The organism is Bacillus sp. ISL-75, assembly GCF_018613095.1.
The window spans coordinates 82,832-97,360 of sequence record NZ_JAGGQX010000038.1 but is presented as its reverse complement, the minus strand read 5'-3'; the positions used below and the strand labels follow the sequence as shown (position 1 = coordinate 97,360).

Sequence of the window (14,529 nt, the reverse complement as noted above, 5' to 3'; positions counted from 1 at the left end):
TAAATGATAATTCCAAGATTCGCATTTTTTTAAAATTTGTCGAGGCTTATAGTAAAATGATAGGAGAGGAGTGTGATAACAAAATGAAAGCACAGGTGATTAAAAGATTTGGAGATCCATCTGTTTTCGAGATTGCTGAGCTTCCTAAGCCTGAAGCAATTCCTGGGCATGTTGTTATTCAAGTAAAAGCAATAAGTGTAAATCCGATTGATACAAAGATTCGCGGCGGAGCGGTACCAGCAGTTGCACCTGAGTTTCCGGCGGTGTTACACGGCGATGTAGCAGGAGTTGTTGTAGAGGTCGGAGAAGGAGTAACAGAGTTTAAGGTTGGTGATGAAGTCTTTGGTTGCGCAGGTGGTTTTAAAGGAACAGGCGGTGCAATTGCTGAATATATGCTTGCGGATGTGCAGCTTCTAGCTCCTAAACCAAAAAATATTACGATGGCACAAGCAGCGGCGCTTCCTCTAGTAGCAATTACTGCATGGGAGTCACTTTATAATCGTGCAAATGTTCAAAACGGACAAACGGTCCTTGTTCATGCTGCCACAGGCGGGGTAGGTCATGTGGCAATTCAACTAGCAAAGCTAGCCGGTGCCAAAGTGTTCACAACGGCTTCATCTGAGGAAAAGTTAAGCATAGGAAGGCGTTTGGGTGCAGATGTGTCCATCAATTATCGGGAACAATCAGTGGAGGAGTACGTAAAGGAACATACAGATGGAAAAGGGTTTGACATTGTGTTTGATACTGTTGGTGGCGAAAATCTCGATCGATCGTTCCAAGCTGCTGCCACATACGGAACAGTATTAGCAATCGCGGCGCGCTCAACGCATGATTTGTCTCTTCTTCATGCCAAGGCACTAACCTTACATATTACCTTCATGCTTTTAAAAGTAATTAATAAGGAGAAAAGGCAGGAATACGGGAAGATTTTGATAGAAGTAACGAAGCTTGTAGAGGAAGGGAAACTCAAGCCTTTAATCGATGAAAGAGTTTTTAATTTTGATGAAGTAAAGGAAGCACATTCTTTACTGGAATCTAAAAAGGCAATTGGAAAGGTCGTAATAACAAATGAATGGTAATTAGCACAGGTCTGCACGTATCCGATTACAAAAAACACCACTCTTAACAGATGAAAAAGATAAGTGCTGAATTTGTCGCGTTTTTCTTAACCGGATGTTTGCATTTAAGGATATACTCTCACTAATGAAACCAAGTTTTTAAATATATAAATTAAAAGGAGAACGCATTTCGTTAACCAGCGAATGTGTTCTCCTTTATTGATCTACTATTAATCTTAATAAGAACATATAGTTTAGGATTTTTCCTTTCAATATATTTTTATCTAAGGTTAATCCGTATATCTAACACCTTTTAAGATCATATTGACCTTTAATTTAGTACCTTGGACAATATTTTTTCGAAATTCCTTTGCCTTTTTGAAGGCTTCCATCATTCCTGATGCTAAAATCTTAATTTCTCTAGTACCCACTGGTTCTTCTAGAAGAAATATATATTCTTTCATGTTGTTTCACCTCTCAAGTTATAATTTTAATATAATTATATACGATTTTGAAAGCGATTACCACACTTATTTGTGAACGCTTTCACTTATTTGGTTAAATGAAAGTCATGGGGAGCCAACCACCATGACTATGTTTCTGCAAATGTGTGGGATTATCAATTGTTGCCCACTTATTTATAATGAGCGTGTTCGATCAGATGCTTAATATTTTGAAGCTGAAAAGCCCCATAGATTCTATCTTTGGAGGTAAGCTCATGGATAAAATACTGTTGTAACTGTTCTTTATCTGAAACCCGTTTTACGATGCTGTTATCCGACCAATCGTGAACCTCTTTTCCATTTTCATCGTAATTAAAGAATACCAAGGTGTTGATCCATGTTGTAATATCTTGATTTTGTAAATAATTGGATAGGATGACGGCGGTCTCCTGAACCTGACTAATTGGATTTTCATACGTCTTCACAGTTAAAGCTCCCGACTCATCCTTATCAAATACGAGCGTTTCCTCTTTTTCACTGTCTACTATCTCTGTTAAGAACGAAAACTTGTGGCTGCCCATCCTTTTTAATCCCAAAACGATGTGGCCTTTCCAGTGTTTTGTTTCTATTACATATATACCGGTTGATAAAAGGACGATGTGATCGATCTGCCGCGAAGTACCGTTTATCTCTGGAATAAAAATGTTCGGCATTATGATCATTTCATCTGGTGAAATAAGTGTTTTTCTAACTAGATCTGATTTGAAATTTTCAAGGAACTGATGGGTAATGATTTCCTCACCGTTTCGATAATTTTTCCGAATCACTTCATTTTCGATCAACAGTTTTTCTATTTCACGGTGGAATGATTCGTTCAAAAGCATGACCTTCTCATCGAATTTAGTTGCTGCTGTTTCCATCGAAGCCTTTTGCCATTCTTTAATGGCTGTTACCTCTTGGAAATGGTTGCTTCTCATTTCTTTTTGTTTCGCCTTTTCCTTTTTTACGATAAAAATAAGCCAAGCGACAGATGCAGATAGTACTGTGGAAATAATTATCCAGGTCATTTCATTTCTCCTTGTCTACCAGATCATATTTAATAGTTTTTTAATAGCATTTTATCTAATTCTCGGACTTTATCATAGGAATCTACTAATTTTTCAGGTACCAATGTTCTGCCAGAATCCCAAGCATTCGTTTCTATTTTAGCTAGAAGCTGTGCTTTTTCTTCATCCTCGAAATATTTTAATACCCTTAAATCATGTTTGTTATTCTTAAATTCTAAGTAATAACCGAGTTGACGATATAGAATAATTTTAACACAATCTTCATCTGCCTCTTTAATTTTAAAGTTAATATTTGCAATATATCCATTAATTTGTAAATAGTTAAACTTAATCGTATTCGTCGATACATTATAGCTCATAGGTGCAAGTAGTTTATTGTTCATTTCATACTCAATAGTTAATTGGTGCTCTTGCAAAGTATTTTCAATTATTGCCTCAATATCTCTTATATAAAGCATTTTCTCGATCGCTACCTTTCAAAATCTACTACTCTTATTTTTAAGAAATGATAGTAGAAAGTAAATCCATCTATTTTCCTTTAGACTTTATTCCTATGGCATTTGAGTTGATTAACATTAAAAGAAAACCCGCTAATCAAAATATGAGCGGGATATCGTATTATAAGGTCTGTTCGATGCGTATTTTCTCGAGTAATGCTTGGCAACCCTGTGAAATAAGATCATAGGTTTCCTGAAAATCGCCTGTGTAATAAGGATCAGGGACATCTTTATTATGTTCAGATAAATCAAGCAGACGAATGATTTTTGGATGATTAGGCTTGCCGGTTATCTCGGAAATATTCTTTGTGTTGCTTTCATCCATGCCGATGAGGTAATCGAATTTTTCAAAGTCTTCCCTTGTTAATTGACGTCCGACCAGACCATCTGATGAGATGTTGTATGTTTTTAAAATGGCTAGGGTTCCTTTATGTGGAGGAGATCCAATATGCCATGCACTTGTAGCAGCGGAATCGCAGGCTACTTTATTGGTCAAATTTTCTTTTTTCAGTAAGTCGCGAAACAAAGCTTCAGCCATCGGAGAACGGCAAATATTTCCTAAGCAGACAAATAAGACATTGATCATGTTAATAACTCCTTTTTCCTTATCTAACAAATAGTTTACTTAATTTGATTACTTTAAGTAAAGTGGAAACCTAGTGGTTTTGATTTGACTAAAGTGTAGACATTAGGGTTTTCCACTACGATGATTTACAATACACAATTAATATTGAGGGAATATTTACAATTCCAGTGGAACTGTTTGAAAAAATGTCCAAAGGAATGAATTCTTTTTTAGCTTCTTTTTTAATTCTTACAAGATTTTTATACTGATCGGATAAAGATAGGGCTTTTCAGGTTCATTGATTTTCTTCAAGCCTGTAATTTTAATAAGGGGTAGTTCATTCCCGTTAAATGTTGTGCTATCTAATACACCTTCTGCTTCGACCCATGTATCCTTTTCAAGGGAAGGAGAAGGTTCCGAGAACTCAGAAAGAAATCCGATTATGCTAGCATCAGCGACACAGTGTGTAATCAAAAACCTTGAAATCACTAGCTGGTTTTGGGACAAACCAGCTTCTTTATATATGAATCCCTTTAATTTTATTTTTCTACCTTTAAATTTATTGATATCCTTACTGATCTCTTCAAAATAAGCCGCATATACGTAATCGTTCATCACGATATTGGATTTTTGTTCTAACTTTTTAGTCAGATACGCATATTCTTCCTTTGAAATTTCTTTTTGATATTCCAATAGATTTAGGTCAACGGGATTATTAGATTCTGGGGATTCTTCCTGTCTATTGATTTTAGTATCTTCCCCTTGTTGAGTAGGCTTGCTGTCTAATTGATTTTTATCTTCTTGAGGGGCTTGTTTCTGGTTAGACAGAATTAGCATAGCTCCTTTTTTATTAGCAATGGAGGCATCAAGCACTTTAGCGGGAATCAGAAACCCAGGTTAGTCATTTTTATATGGAAAGATATTTTTAATAAAGTATTTCATTCAAGTTAAAGAAGATAGCTTTTTCCGCTTGACATAAGAAACAAAATTGATATAAAATGCAAATCGTAATCATTACGATTCAAAGAAGAGAAATATAAGGAGGAAAATGTTGTATGCGCGTAAAAATAACCCTGCAATGTACAGAAACAGGTGATAGGAATTACATCACCACTAAAAACAAAAGAAATAATCCTGAAAGGCTAGAATTAAGAAAATATTCTCCTAGATTGAAACGCTACACAATACATAGAGAAACGAAGTAGGAACTATGCGAGTATGAATTGAATCCAACGAACATGAGCAATGTTCGGCTTATCTATGTTTAAGTGCATCTTGTAAATCGTAATCATTTTGATTTAAAAAAAGTAATTGGAAGGAAGGATTACCATGAAAGATACAAGAATTCCGGTAACCGTTTTAAGTGGCTATTTAGGAGCAGGAAAGACGACATTATTAAATCATATTCTCCAAAACCGCGAAGGATTAAGAGTTGCTGTTATTGTTAATGACATGAGCGAAATTAATGTGGATGCCGAATTGGTAAAACAAGGAGGGGGGCTAAATAGGACAGAAGAAAAGCTAGTTGAATTATCAAATGGGTGCATTTGTTGTACATTAAGAGAGGATCTTTTAAAAGAAGTGGAACGGCTGGTGAAGTTAGGAAATATTGATTATATAGTGATTGAATCAACAGGTATTAGTGAACCGGTGCCAGTTGCGCAAACATTCTCCTACGTTGATGAAGAACTGGGGATTGACCTTACAGAGTATTGTAGACTAGATACTATGGTTACGGTTGTTGATGCAAACAGGTTTTGGCATGATTTTGCCTCAGGTGATCTGCTTTTGGAAAGAAGCCAGGCATTAGGTGAAGATGACAATCGATCCGTTGCGGACTTATTGATAGACCAAATTGAGTTTTGTGATGTTTTAGTCCTTAATAAATGTGATTTACTAAAAGAGGAACAATTAAATCAATTGGAGGTATTTTTAAGAAAGCTTAATCCCGAAGCGAAATTACACCGTTCCGTTAAGGGGAAAATTCCAACTTCAGAGATTTTAAATACAGAATTATTTAATTTTGAAACAGCAAGCGAATCTGCTGGTTGGTTAAAAGAACTGGATGCACCTGAGCATTTACCAGAAACAGAAGAATATGGGATTAGTTCCTTCGTTTATAGAAGCAACGTCCCATTTCATTCTGAAAGGTTTAATCGATGGGTAGAAGAAATGCCCGAAGAAATAGTAAGGGCAAAGGGAATAGCATGGTGCGCAACCAGGAATGACCTAGCTTTATTGTTCTCACAGGCAGGTCCATCTATACAATTAGAGCCTGTTACTTATTGGGTAGCATCTTTGCCTCCAGAACAACAAACCCAGTATCTAGAGGAAGACCCTGCTTTAAAAAATCCCTGGGATGAAAAGTTTGGAGATCGTAAAAATGAACTGGTTCTAATCGGAATCGACATGGATATAAATCTTGTGAAAGCCTCTTTAGATCGTTGTTTATTGACCGAAGAGGAGATGACACAAAATTGGAATGAAATGAATGATCCTTTTGTATGGACCATTACTACAGCAGTATAAAATTTCGGTTGTCTTCCTGCAAATGACCCGGCGAAAAACATTTTGAGGCGATTGTTTCGTATTGTAATCCAATTCGAAGCACAGTGGGATTTTTTCACTGGTTAATGCGATATATATATTACATTCTGGAAATCATGTGTAATTCTTATTGGCTAGGATGTAAGTTAGTTAAGGAAGACCATGTGTCGCCAATACATTAACGGTTGTAAAATAAGAAACCCTGATAAAACTAGTTAAATTATTTAACGAGTATTATCAGGGAATTATTTTTTCAAAAATAAAGGGATTACTCAATCAGCACTCCTGCATCAAACACATAAGGCTGCTTAGGAGCTTCTATTTTTGAAATTTGTTTTATTTTTATGATTGGGATAGAACCTCCTTCATATTGGGTTTGTTCAATCGTACCTGTTAGTTGTACCCATTTATCCTTTGGCAAGGTTGCTACATTCCCTTTTGCCATCATTCCATATACAGAGGCATCTGCAGTACAACAGGTAATGCTAAATCGAGCCACTATAATTTGATTTTGCATAAAATTCTTTTCCCTATAAACAAACCCTCTTGTGGTAACGGTTTTACCAATCATACTTGATAGATTTTCTTGAATGATATTCATCATGGGGACATAAAGCTCATCATTAATTTTTATATTTTTTGTCTGTAACATTTTCTCTTTTAATTTGGAATATTCCGTCTCAGTTAATGGCTCAGGTTGATTATCGAGTAAACTGGATGTAGGATTGATTTTACTATTATCAGAAGATGAGTTTGTTTTTGCTGATTTTGTATTATTTTTAACTGCTTTGATTTGATTAGTGTTTTGTGAACTTGCTCCAAGTTTAATGTTTCTGTTCATCGCTACAGAGCTGTCCAGCACATTATTTGCAAAAAGAAATCCAGTAGTTATAGGAATAATAAACAATAAATAAAGAAATAGACCTTTACTGAATGTAGTTGGATAAGAATGGTCGCTATCACAATCACAATGGTAAATATGTTTTTGATCCGAAGTTGCTCTTATGATCAAAAGAACTCCTAAAATGAGTAAAATAAATAGAGTAAAGTATATAAAACGAAGCATTTTAGGTGCAATCAGAAGAAAGATGTTTTTTGTAAGAAGTAATTTAAATAAGAGTAACATAAACCCAATTAGAATGATTCCCCTTAATAGATGATGGAAGGAAAAATCATGTCCTTTATTTTTCTTCTTCATAATAGCACCTCCTATAATGAATTGCTGTAAGATTACAAAATAAAAGGAATGGCTTCTAAAATAATACTTAGGAAAATGGTATTAACATTAAAAAAGGAACTTGGAATTCTAGTAAAAACGGGAAGGTTTTTAATCTCCTCTGCAAAGAGAAAGAGAAATAAGAATAAACAAAATATTAGTAGAATTAAACTATCTTTTAGAAATTTATTTATATAGGTCACAACAAAATCTACCTCCTCGAATCTATCATTCCTATCATATGGATATGCTGTCCTAGTGAATTAATTCATTAAATATGGGTTGACTAAATTAAAATCTTATTATAAAATACAATTCGTAATAGTTACGATTTACGGAAATCTAACAAACTTTGATTATATGAAATAAGTATTTTATTTAAATCGTAATAATTCCTAATTAATAACCTGCTGGAGGTAAATATGAAAAAGCTAATTGGTACATTTATTATTTTTCTTCTGTTCTTAAGCGGTTGCTCCAACGCAGTTTCGACGAAAAATGAAAAGACGAGTGAAGGATCCAAAAAACTGCAAATTGTAACTACATTTTATCCGATGTACTATTTTGCCCAAAAAGTGGCTGGCAACTCAGCAAACGTTGAACTATTAGTTCCGAACGGTGCAGAACCGCATGATTGGGAGCCCACTGCAAAGGATATGGCTAAAATTCAAGATGCAGATATGTTTATCTACAATAGCCGTTATTTTGAAACCTGGACTGAAAAAGTTTTAAAGAGTATTAATGATTCAAATTTAAAAGTAATTGAGGCTTCAAATGGGATTGAATTGATGGATGCACTAGAATCAGAAGATGAGGAAGAAGAGGGTCACTCTGAGCATGCGTCTTCCAAAGACCCGCATGTTTGGTTATCTCCGGTTTTAGCTCAGCAAGAGGTTAACAATATCGCTAAGGCTTTAGAACAGGCAGATCCCAAAAATAAAGACCAGTTTGAAAAAAATGCAGCAGCTTTAAATTCGGAGCTCTCTGATTTAGATCGCTTATATAAAGAGACTATTGATAAAGCACAGAGAAAGGAATTTGTTACACAACATGCTGCATTTGGTTATTTGGCAAAACAATATGGTTTAACTCAAATTCCTATAGCAGGTTTATCACCTGATGTGGAACCTACATTAGGGAAATTGGCTGCATTAACGGAATTAACAAAGAAGGATAATGTAAAAATTATTTATTTTGAGGAGCTAACCTCTTCAAAAGTCGCTCAGACGTTAGCCAAAGAAATAGGTGCTAAAACTGAAGTTTTAAATCCATTGGAAGGATTAACAAAAGAAGAGCAAGAAAAAGGTTTAGACTATATAGATGTTATGAAAAAAAATCTTGAGGCATTAAAACTATCTATTTTAGAGTAATACTTATATGAGGCTAGGATTATTAATCCTAGCTTTTTTTATCCTAAAAACGTCATTGGTCTGAGAATCTCCGCATAATCCTGATGCTACCCTCTATATAAACTCACCCATACTAAAAGAGTAAAAAGTTATTTGGAGTAATATGATTTTTTCTATTGTTAATTAAAGCAATACAGTGAGCCAATCGCTCTACCCCTAGTTTAATTTGACTCTCATTCACTTGAGAGATACTTAATCGAAGGAGATTTTCCTTTTTATATTCTGGTAAAAACATTCTAGAGGCATCATCAACATAAATATGCTGCTCGTTTAGCATATGAACTACCTTTTTTGCTGTCACATACTCGGGCAAACTGATGGATAGATAGAATCCTGAAGTCGGTTTTGAAAAATGAGTATTAGCCGGTAGCAATAATTCACAGGCTTCTTGAAGGATTTGCATTTTAGTATGGTATACCTCTTTTATTTTTTTGAGATGGCTATTAAACATACCACTTTTTAAATAGATTTCTAGTGCACCTTGAGAAAGTGCTGAACTATTAAAATCCGAACTAAATTTATATCGTAAAAAATTGTTAATCATTAATGTAGGAAGAACGACTGTAGCAATCCTTAACCCTGGGAGAAAAATTTTCGAAAAGCTTTTAATATAAATCACTCTCCCAGAAGGATCAAAAGAAAATAAAGGATCTGATTTTGCATTTGGGTCAAGGTCTCCTAAAAAATCATCTTCCACTATATATACATCGTATTTTTCAGCTAACTCAACGATTTTTTTCTTTTCGCTATTCGAGTAACAATGTCCAAGTGGATTGTGAAATCTCGGGATAATATAAAAAAATTTTATATCATTATTTCGAAAAATGTATTCCAGACGATCAAGATCAATGCCTTCCATCGTTAACTCAATTCCAAAAGTATTAGCTTGTTGTAGATTGATGGACTCAATGAACCCGAAATAAGTAGGCTGTTCAATTAGAATATTGTTTTTTCCATTTGGAAAAGGCATAGAAATTAATAAATTAAGGGCTTGCTGCGAGCCAGAAACAACGACTACTCTTTCAGGTTGAGTGAACACCTGTAGATTCTGCAAATATTTCACTAGCTGTACTCGTAATGAGTAAAGACCTTGTTGATCAGAGTATGTAAAAAGCTCTTCTTTATATTGTTCAATTGCTTGATTCATACAATGTTGAAATTCAAGATAAGGCATAACGTTTTTATCTGGACCAGCAGACAAGAAGTCAATCACGTCATTTTCATTCGACGCATTTTGAAATTCATTCACAACAAAGTAGCCACTTTTAGGAACTGAATAAATTAAATGCTCTTTTTCTAGTTCTTCGTATGCTTTAATGACTGTATTTTTGCTACATGATAAATGCTCAGATAGCTGACGAACAGAAGGGAGTTTACTACCTGCAATGAGCGAACCATCTTTTAGCCGAAGCTTAATTTCTTCCTTTATCTTAATATATTTTGAGCTCATATCTTTTCCTCCTTTTAACTGAACCAGGACAGAAGGGTAAAACAATGGTTTAATTTTATTGTATGTACCCGTTATTATTTTGATTATATCAGAACTGTTTTTTTAGAAAAGCAGAATATGGTACAGATATGATACAAAATAAAAAGATAGGGGTAGGATAAGATGCAGAGAGAAACCAGAGAGATATTTGGATTATTGTTGGGATTTGTAGGTGTTATTTGTTTTAGCTTAACGCTCCCTTCTACAAGTATTGCAGTAGAGTATTTTGGGACCACGGTCGTCGGTTTAGGAAGAACAGTTGTTGCTGCTATTTTAGTAGCTGTGGTATTGATCGTTCGAAAAGAAAAACTACCTTCTCCAGGCCAATTCAAAAGTCTACTTATTGTTACTGTTGGTGCAGTTTTAGGATTTCCTCTCCTCACTTCTTGGGCAATGGAATCCTTGCCTGTTTCTCATGGAGCTGTGGAATTAGCCCTGTTACCGTTAGCAACTGCCGGATTTGCTATGTTTAGAGCAGGTGAAATCCCTTCTCTTAAATTCTGGATTTCAAGTATAATCGGCTCTTTAGCTGTCATTATGTATGCACTTCATCTTGGATTCGGTCAATTGCAATTTGCCGATTTAGCTTTACTAGCAGCAGTGATTATACTGGGACTTAGTTACGCAGAAGGGGGGAAATTAGCGAAAGAATTAGGTAGCTGGCAAGTGATTGCTTGGGCAATTATGATCGGTGCTCCATTTTTCATTATTCCAGTTGGGCTAAACCTTACAACTGAAATGCTCCATGCCCCAATACATGCTTGGGTTAGTTTTATTTATCTCGCAGTGGTTAGTCAATTTCTAGCATATGTTGCTTGGTATAGCGGAATGGCTATGGGCGGAATAGCAAGAGTTAGTCAGATTCAATACTTACAACCATTTTTGATGATTCTATTTGCAACAGTATTTCTAGATGAATCCATCACATTTTTCACTCTTGTAATAGCAGTGATTGTTGTCTTTTCAGTTATATTAGGCAAAAATGCTACCGTTTCAAAAAAAGATCACTATCAAAGAAAAACTAACTAAATGTTCAGCATTGGAATAGCTAAGGGCCATAAATTTGCACGGCTCAACCTCGCATACTAAACTGACCGAAATGGCTTATACGATGACGAGCGGTTCTCAGAACGTGTTCTTGTTCCATTGACCGTAACGTAAATTGGTCTGGCTATGGGGTTTTTCATCCGTCGCGTTATAGTCAACCATTCGGCGATAAATTCGATGCATTGATGTTCCAAATTATATTCAACAGCCCTGATTTAGGACGTTGAACTCCCTTCTTTTGGGAAGGGAGTTCGTTAACCGTATGCTGTGAAAGCCACACATACGGTGTGAACAGGGGGAAAAGGGAGTGATAACTTCAAACCCTTACCTATCTGTATGAAGATGGAGCTGCGGCAGCGGCTCCTTTTCCTATTGTTCTACAGGGGCAGAATACCCCAACAAGAGCTTCCCTTTTTTAGGAGCCTAACAGGATTAATTATCATTTGTGTCGAATTTCTAACCTCATAACATTGAACACCGAAAAGGAGTGGGAGTATTTATGAAAACACGAGTAACAGAAATTTTTGGAATTAAATATCCAATTGTACAGGGAGGACTTGCTTACCTTGCTTATGCTGAACTGGCAGCTGCAGTCTCGAATGCAGGAGGACTTGGACAAATTACTGCGGCAACGCTAGGTACACCTGAAAGACTTCGGGAGGAAATCCGTAAAGTGCGTACACTTACCAACAAGCCCTTTGGTGTAAATTTTGCTATTGCAAGACACGACGGTAAATATCAGGACTTGCTGGAAGTTGCCATTGAGGAAAAGGTACCAGCAATTTCTATAACTGGAGCTAACCCGCAACCTGTTTTTGAACGAATTAAAGGAGAAAACATTCGAACACTGGTACTTGTATCCGGGGTTAGACAAGCACAAAAAGCCGAAGAACTAGGAGCTGACGCTTTAATGGCGGTTGGACAAGAAGGCGGAGGACATTTAGGACGTGACGAAATTGGTACAATGGTACTTATTCCTCGTGTCACAGATGCTGTATCTATACCAGTATTAGCAAGTGGTGGAATTGGCGATGGACGAGGTTTATTGGCAGCTTTTGCACTTGGGGCAGAAGGAATTGAAATGGGGACTCGCTTTATCGCCACTCAAGAGTGCGTACATGCAAACAAGAAATATAAACAGGCAATCGTTAATGCAAAAGAAACGGATACAGTGATTATAAAGAAAACATTGGGTTCACCAGGACGAGTCCTGAAAAGTGAAGTTACTCTCGATATTATTGAACGTGAAAAGGAAGGAGCAACCTATGAAGACCTGAAAGATATAATCAGCGGAAAAGCTAATTGCAGCTATATCTATGATGGAAATGAAGCAGGTTTCGGATGGGTTGGACAAGTAATCGGACTTATCAACAATATTCCTACAGTACAGGAGTTATTTGATGAGATGATTCTAACAGCAGAAAAAGGATTGAGCCGTATAGGTAATATTATGGGAGAGCGAACCCATAGATAATTTATTACTAAATTTATTGACGTTTTATCTGAATCCTGAATGGTTGCTTCGGTAACCATTTTTATTATGAAAGCAAAGATTGTGAAGAAATACTTAAACTCTAGGGGGCGATTCTGCAAAAAGGAAGGAACGTTTTCTTACTAACAAAGCGGGTTAGTTCAACAAAAAGAAGGAATAGATACCTTTAAAGAAGTAGTGTTTATCAAGAAATAAATGACGGAGGGGATTTTTATGAAGATAGAAAAAATATATGGTGATTTACCAATAATACCAAATTGAAGATAAATACCGCCGATCAGGTGGTCTTTTTATTGTACGAAAAAACCATTTCAAACATTCTTTATTTTAAAGGGGACACAAAGAGTGAGGTTTTTTGAACGGAAAATTGTGTATAATTAGTTGGATAACCTTTAGATAAATGAATTGGAGAGAAACGTATGTTTTTTCGATTAATGTATCATTTCGTCCTGCCTATTTATGTCGTATTTGCCATTTTTTCCTCGATAACGTTGGAGAGATCTCAAAACGATTTTTTAATCATTTTACTAGGCATTCTTTTTATAACAATCATTTATGTGGAAAGGATGTATCCCCGCTTTTTTATTTATATATCGATTATTGAAATGATTACGTTACTATTGTTTCATTTCACTAGCCAACTGAATTGGTGTTTCTCCATTTATATCATTTTACTTAGTAAATTCTTATTTCAAATCCAAGGAGTCCTTAAGGGAGTTTTTCTGGGTTTTGTCTTGATTGCCTTTTATACAGTTATACGGATTTCCTATACTCCAGTAAATTCCTATAACATACTTGCGATTGGATCGGACTTCTTAACTTCTCTTGCTGTAGTGCTAATCATTCAATACATCATTGAAAAGGAGCGAGAAAAAAATGTCCTAAAAGAAGAGAAGAAACGGGAAGAATTGCGATATAAAGAGGAAAAAATGAACCTTTTAGGTGAAATGGCTGCTGGACTCGCACATGAAATAAGAAACCCTTTGACTATCATACAAGGGTTCCTTCAACATTCCAAAGAGCAGAATTATAATATACAACCTTGGTACAATTTAATCCATAGTGAAGTCAGTAGGATGAATAAATTAACAGGTGAATTCCTACAATTTTCAAAGCCAGATGTTTCTTTATATCAAACTTATCCCATCCACGAGTGTCTAAAGAGAGTAATCTCCTTAACCGAATCCAAAGCCCGCAGTTCCGGACACCAAATCGTATACATAGAGTACAATCCGTATCTTTGTATACAGATGGACTTCGATAAAATGGTACAAGTTTTTGTAAATTTAATAAACAATGCCATTCAATCTATGATGGAAAGTGGAAATATTACGATTCGATTGGTTAATGTTGAGAACAAAGCGGTTGTTGAGGTTAAGGATATGGGTGTAGGTATAGAAGAGGCAGATCTGAAAAAAATCTTTAGTCCATTCTATACAACGAAATCCGATGGAACCGGGCTAGGGCTATCCATCTGTCAGAAAATCATTCAGGATCAGGCGGAACCATTGAGGCGGCAAGTATCCTGAACCAAGGAACCACATTTACCATTTGTTTTCCTTTGAAAAGTGGATATCACCAAAGTAAGTAAGATTGTAGTGAAAGGAACGGGGGGCGTTGATCCAAGAAGGATTAACGCTTATTTTTGTTGAATTTATTTCGCTAAAAGATAGAATGCCTAAGCCACTTCATATCAGGG

Annotated in this window: 14 protein-coding genes; 7 read left to right on the top strand and 7 right to left on the bottom strand. The window is 35.7% G+C overall.

From position 1 onward, the window contains the following. Window positions 1-83 precede the first annotated feature (83 nt). Window positions 84-1,079 carry a zinc-dependent alcohol dehydrogenase family protein gene (locus tag J7E63_RS16410; protein ID WP_215014316.1) on the top strand — a complete coding sequence of 332 codons (996 nt, stop codon included), beginning with the start codon at window positions 84-86 and terminating at the stop codon, window positions 1,077-1,079. 269 nt (window positions 1,080-1,348) lie between these two features. On the opposite strand, the gene J7E63_RS16405 is transcribed toward J7E63_RS16410, so the two are convergent. The 5 genes from J7E63_RS16405 to J7E63_RS16385 form a co-directional block, all read right to left on the bottom strand. Then, window positions 1,349-1,522: a hypothetical protein gene (locus J7E63_RS16405; protein WP_215014314.1), complete on the bottom strand. Its 174-nt coding sequence runs from the start codon at window positions 1,520-1,522 to the stop codon at window positions 1,349-1,351. 170 nt (window positions 1,523-1,692) lie between these two features. Continuing rightward, the gene (locus J7E63_RS16400) at window positions 1,693-2,568 is read right to left on the bottom strand and encodes a nuclease-related domain-containing protein (protein ID WP_215014312.1); all 876 of its coding nucleotides are present in this window, start codon (window positions 2,566-2,568) and stop codon (window positions 1,693-1,695) included. 29 nt (window positions 2,569-2,597) lie between these two features. Further along, the gene (locus J7E63_RS16395; protein ID WP_308161964.1) at window positions 2,598-2,951 is read right to left on the bottom strand and encodes a hypothetical protein; all 354 of its coding nucleotides are present in this window, start codon (window positions 2,949-2,951) and stop codon (window positions 2,598-2,600) included. A 235-nt stretch (window positions 2,952-3,186) separates the two neighbouring features. Further along, the gene (locus J7E63_RS16390) at window positions 3,187-3,651 is read right to left on the bottom strand and encodes a low molecular weight protein-tyrosine-phosphatase (RefSeq protein WP_215014308.1); all 465 of its coding nucleotides are present in this window, start codon (window positions 3,649-3,651) and stop codon (window positions 3,187-3,189) included. Window positions 3,652-3,879: 228 nt separating this feature from the next. Further along, complete coding sequence (locus J7E63_RS16385; RefSeq protein WP_308161968.1) at window positions 3,880-4,515, bottom strand: TIGR03943 family putative permease subunit; 636 nt, start codon at window positions 4,513-4,515, stop codon at window positions 3,880-3,882. A gap of 170 nt (window positions 4,516-4,685) precedes the next feature. On the opposite strand from J7E63_RS16385, the gene rpmG reads away from it, so the two are divergent. After that, window positions 4,686-4,835: a 50S ribosomal protein L33 gene (rpmG, locus tag J7E63_RS16380; protein ID WP_168243666.1), complete on the top strand. Its 150-nt coding sequence runs from the start codon at window positions 4,686-4,688 to the stop codon at window positions 4,833-4,835. Between the two features lie 124 nt (window positions 4,836-4,959). Then, window positions 4,960-6,159 carry a GTP-binding protein gene (locus J7E63_RS16375; RefSeq protein ID WP_215014306.1) on the top strand — a complete coding sequence of 400 codons (1,200 nt, stop codon included), beginning with the start codon at window positions 4,960-4,962 and terminating at the stop codon, window positions 6,157-6,159. Window positions 6,160-6,445: 286 nt separating this feature from the next. Here J7E63_RS16375 and J7E63_RS16370 read toward each other — a convergent pair whose 3' ends face one another. Next, the gene (locus J7E63_RS16370) at window positions 6,446-7,375 is read right to left on the bottom strand and encodes a TIGR03943 family putative permease subunit (RefSeq protein ID WP_215014304.1); all 930 of its coding nucleotides are present in this window, start codon (window positions 7,373-7,375) and stop codon (window positions 6,446-6,448) included. 440 nt (window positions 7,376-7,815) lie between these two features. Between J7E63_RS16370 and J7E63_RS16365 the strand changes: the two genes are divergently transcribed. Then, window positions 7,816-8,763, top strand: a complete 948-nt coding sequence (locus J7E63_RS16365) for a metal ABC transporter substrate-binding protein (protein WP_215014302.1) — start codon at window positions 7,816-7,818, stop codon at window positions 8,761-8,763. A gap of 112 nt (window positions 8,764-8,875) precedes the next feature. Here the strand turns inward: J7E63_RS16365 and J7E63_RS16360 are convergent, their stop codons facing one another. Then, entirely contained in the window at window positions 8,876-10,252 is a 1,377-nt protein-coding gene (locus tag J7E63_RS16360; protein ID WP_215014300.1) for an aminotransferase-like domain-containing protein, read from the bottom strand. A gap of 162 nt (window positions 10,253-10,414) precedes the next feature. Between J7E63_RS16360 and J7E63_RS16355 the strand changes: the two genes are divergently transcribed. From J7E63_RS16355 to J7E63_RS16345, 3 genes are all read left to right on the top strand, one after another. Further along, complete coding sequence (locus tag J7E63_RS16355; protein ID WP_215014298.1) at window positions 10,415-11,320, top strand: DMT family transporter; 906 nt, start codon at window positions 10,415-10,417, stop codon at window positions 11,318-11,320. Window positions 11,321-11,837: 517 nt separating this feature from the next. Beyond that, window positions 11,838-12,812, top strand: coding sequence for an NAD(P)H-dependent flavin oxidoreductase (locus tag J7E63_RS16350; protein WP_215014295.1), 975 nt, complete (start codon window positions 11,838-11,840; stop codon window positions 12,810-12,812). 437 nt (window positions 12,813-13,249) lie between these two features. Beyond that, the gene (locus tag J7E63_RS16345; RefSeq protein WP_215014293.1) at window positions 13,250-14,359 is read left to right on the top strand and encodes a two-component system sensor histidine kinase NtrB; all 1,110 of its coding nucleotides are present in this window, start codon (window positions 13,250-13,252) and stop codon (window positions 14,357-14,359) included. Window positions 14,360-14,529 lie beyond the last annotated feature (170 nt).